3 protein-coding genes are annotated in these 4,337 nt (G+C 33.7%); all 3 read left to right on the top strand.

The window, feature by feature from the left end:
* Positions 1 to 2,249, top strand: a 2,249-nt coding sequence (locus ACH2DQ_RS00825; RefSeq protein WP_395025107.1) for a S8 family serine peptidase, incomplete at its 5' end; no start/stop codon positions are given.
* A gap of 24 nt (positions 2,250 to 2,273) precedes the next feature.
* The gene (locus ACH2DQ_RS00830; RefSeq protein ID WP_394911632.1) at positions 2,274 to 3,227 is read left to right on the top strand and encodes a leucine-rich repeat domain-containing protein; all 954 of its coding nucleotides are present in this window, start codon (positions 2,274 to 2,276) and stop codon (positions 3,225 to 3,227) included.
* A gap of 373 nt (positions 3,228 to 3,600) precedes the next feature.
* Positions 3,601 to 4,337 (top strand): Gfo/Idh/MocA family protein (locus tag ACH2DQ_RS00835; RefSeq protein ID WP_395025110.1); only part of this gene is annotated, 737 nt, incomplete at its 3' end.

Below are 4,337 nucleotides of genomic sequence, written 5' to 3' on the forward strand. Positions count from 1 at the left end.
TAGTAAGTAGCTGTTTGGTATTCGCAATGATGTGTCAGTTGGTTGGCAGCAATAACCTGATTATAGCAAATGCGGATAATAAAACCGACACAGATACGAAAAGCTTTATCGTTATGGCAGATAATTCAAAAGAATTTAACGCATTCACAAGCAAAGCATCAATTAGTATTTCAGAAGAAGATCCAGAATTAGCGAATAATAATATTGCGGTGATGGAATTATCACCAGAAGAAGCTGAAGTATTAAAGCAAAATGGTGGTCTGATAGTGGAAGAGGATATCATAATTTCTGCAAATTCATTGGAAGATGAGGTTATCACGGAAAGAAAAGAAGCAGAAACAGTTCTCACGGAAAGTGAGGAAGAAAGCCAAACAGTAACAGCGGAAACAGAAGTAACGGAAGAGACAGAAATTATAGAAAAGTCAACAGTGAGCACAGAAACGATTGAAAATACAGAGAATCTTACGCAGGAAGAAACCGAAGAACCTGAAACAGAGGATATCGAGGCAGCAAAAAAGAGTGAAGTATTTGAAAAATTATTAGAGGAAAGAAATAATGCAAGTGAAACTGAGGTCGAAGCTGGTTGGAACCTACAGGCAATTAATGCAGATGATTTTTATCCAAATGCAAGAAGTGTACGGAAGGTAAAAGTCGCTCTATTAGATTCGGGGGTTGATGAGGTAAACGGAATTGAACTTGCAGATTGGACTAATTTAGTAGAGGATGAAGAGTATGTCTTGCCTATTTATCAAGACCTTACGGGGCATGGTACAGGGATTGCCAGTATTATTTGTGCAGATGGAGAAGGTGGAATTAAGGGCGTTAATTCAAATGTAGATTTATATTCGGTAAAAGTCTTAGACGGTGAAAATAAAGCACCATTAAGTAGAATAATAAAAGGAATTTATTGGTGTATTGATAACGACGTAAATATCATAAACATGAGTTTCGGGACTTCTTCATATTCAAATGCTATGAAAAAAGCTGTAGAAGATGCATATGCTGCAGGTATATTAATGGTTGGAGCATCTGGAAATAATGCCGCTAAAGTAGAATATCCAGCAGCATTTAAAGAAGTAATGGCAGTAGCATCTACTAATGCCGAAGCAGAGATAAGTTCATTCAGCAATACTGGAAAAGAATTAGATATTGCAGCTCCGGGTGAAAAAATCCAAACAGCTTCATTCTTTGGAGGATCAGTTGTAACTCATGGTACAAGTATTGCAGTTCCTCATGTGGTAGGAGTAGCTTCATTATTATGGGAAAAAGATTTATCAAAATCCCATGAGTTTATTCGTCAATTGATAGACTCGACATCTAAAAATATTTCAAATTCGGATGAATGTGGGCTTATTGACGCAGATTATGCAATGAGTATGTATGATACGTTTGCTGAAAACTTTAAGGATACAGGTAGGAAAAATGAAGATTTTATACCTGCCAATGCTGAATGTGCAGACACATTTGAAGAAATCAATGATGATGAGGCATATGTAGAAGGTAGATGGACAGTGAAAGTTCATGGAAACTTTATTGATGATTTCAAATTAAATGCAAAGATTATAGCTGTTATAAAGGCAGGAGCAATCTATCCTGATACAGGAGAAGCAAATTTATATGGATATGGTGCTTTTCCGGAATATCATGGAGGTTATAGAATTAAAGGTACTCCAGAAATTCCTGTTAATTATGTATCGTGTTATGAATTCTTGACAAGAATAGCTTTAAAAGGAGGAGATACATCTAAGTTTACAAACTATAAATTAATAAAAGGACTGGATAAAAGGATATTTAATAAGATTAAGTCAAAGATTAGCAAAACACAATTTGGAGATCAATCTTGGAGTACGCTATTATCTAAATATGGTAATACAAAAGAAAATAGAAAATATTTTTTGTGGGGGAGTGCTATCCATCTTTTGACTGATTCATTTGCCCATGTTACTAAATATAGAAATAGTAATAAATTAGGTGTTGCAATTAAACATGTTAAAGGTAACAAGACAGGAGCTGATTCACCAAAGACATGTCCTAACCGACATAAAGTTGCAAAAGAAGCTGTAACTTTAAGCATGGGAAATCTCGCAAAGGGAACAATCGGAAATTTTGGAGATTATGCATTAGCTTTAGCTAAGTATGATGGTACTTTTGCCAAGAAAAAATTATATGATTACATTCTGGGTAATGCTGGGAGTGTCGATAAATTAAAACTATTTGACATAAATCTTATGAAAAAAGCATCATATTAATTAAATTAAATAGGGGGTAAAATTATGAATAAAAAGCTAAAAATATTTATATCTTCAATCATCCTAGTGCTGGTTATGGCAATGCTTCCAGTAAATAATACTATGGCTTCTAATAGCAAAGTAATTTGTAATGATAATACTGGTATACCAGATAAAATCTTATATCAAATTATTTTACGTAAACTTAACAAATATGGATTTGACACATTTACTGAAAAAGAAGCATTGAAAATAAAAAAGCTAGATGCAAGTAATTATAATAATTCTAAAAAAATAAGAAACCTAAAAGGAATAGGAAAGCTTAAAAATCTTGTTTCTTTAGATGTATCTTATAATAAAATTTCATCGCTATCTGGGATAGAAAAGTTAAATAAACTAAAGGTGTTAGATTTTAGCTTTAATGAAATTAAAAACATAAAGACAATCAAACATTTGTATAATTTAAAACATCTTGCTGCAGATGGGAATAAAATAGTAAGCCTTAAAGACCTTGAAAATTTAACAAATTTAGAGTCAATTTATGTACAATTGAACAGAGTAAAAGAATTACCAAATCTTAAACAACATATAAATTTAATGGATGCTAATTTTAAATATAATAAAATAAGCAAAAAAGAATTTACAAAAAAGTTGCCAGATGGTTGGTTGAGAAATGATAATTGGTTTAAAAGTCACATTAAGCTTCAAAACCTTGTAAGAACTATAAATATAGTTAAACCAAAGACATTTAATGGAATTAATAAGAATACTAAAAATATTATTGGAAAGGCAAATAAGAAATCGAATATTGTGCTTAGGGACTCAAACAAAAAAAGAATACAAACAGTAAAATCGGACAATAATGGAAAATTTATATTAAAAAATCTTGATTTGAAAAAGTATGTCGGAAAAACATTATCATTAGAATCATATGTAGTGGATCAAGTGTATGGTGAGCGGTATACCCTAAAGGTAAAGAAGTTTATTGTTCAAAAATAACAAATTAACAAATATAATAAAAGAATATTAAATACTTAATAACAAGCCTGTAACTGATTAACCGCAGTTATGGGCTTATTTTAATTAAGGAGAAAATTATCAAAACAGTAAAATTCAAAACTGCATTAAAAGAACAAATAATGTAACAAATGGAAGCAGCCGTAGCCCTATAATCAAAAATACAATCAGATCTCAGTATTGGTTCAATATCATTCGATTAAAATTCATTCAGATAAAAACGAATACTTATGTGGTGAAAGTAGATTAAAAGTGAATTTGTATAAATCCAAAGATAGTACAAGAATTTTGAAACATGTTACAAGCAATTATCCATCCGTTTTGTTATGCTAAGAAAAAACAGGAGGGTTGGAACATGGATCATATATTTACAATGGGAGTCTTAGGATTAGGTGAAGGCAGAAGTGTGATATCAGCGGTATTAAACAGCCGGATGTGGGAGCTGGGGAATATCTGTGATTTAAATGAAGGGCTATGTAAAGAACGCTGTGAAGAATTTGGACTAAATAAATACACTACCAGCTACGAAGAGATGCTAAAGGATCCGAAGATTGATGTTATCGGAATCTATACGCCGGACCAGCTCCATGCCAGACATATTAAAATGGCGCTGTTAGCCGGAAAGCATGTAATATGTACCAAGCCTTTGATGATTAACCTGGATGAAGCAAAAGAACTGGTACGGGTACAAAAAGAGACAAAGAAGGCTGTATTTGTGGGGCAGAGTTCCAGATATTTTGAGCCGGCACTGCGGCAGAGAAGGGATTACGAGGCTGGGAGGCACGGGGAACTGGAGACAATAGAAACCCATTATATCAGTGACTCCAGATGGTTTCTGGAACGTGCCTGGAGCCATCAGCAGGGATTTTCCTGGATGTATAATTTTATGATACATGCGGTAGATCTTGCAGTCTGGTATCTTCCGGAAATCGAAGAGGTGTATGGTTTGGGCGTAGTCAGTGAGAATACCAGAGCATATGGGCTTGAAGTTCCGGATACATTGAAGTTTATCTTAAAAAATAAAGACGGAAGATTTGCCAGCGTCACCGGTGCTTATGCTACACCCACCCTCGGAAGTGCCGTAGAGCAATC

It is taken from the genome of Robinsoniella sp. (assembly GCF_034124845.1).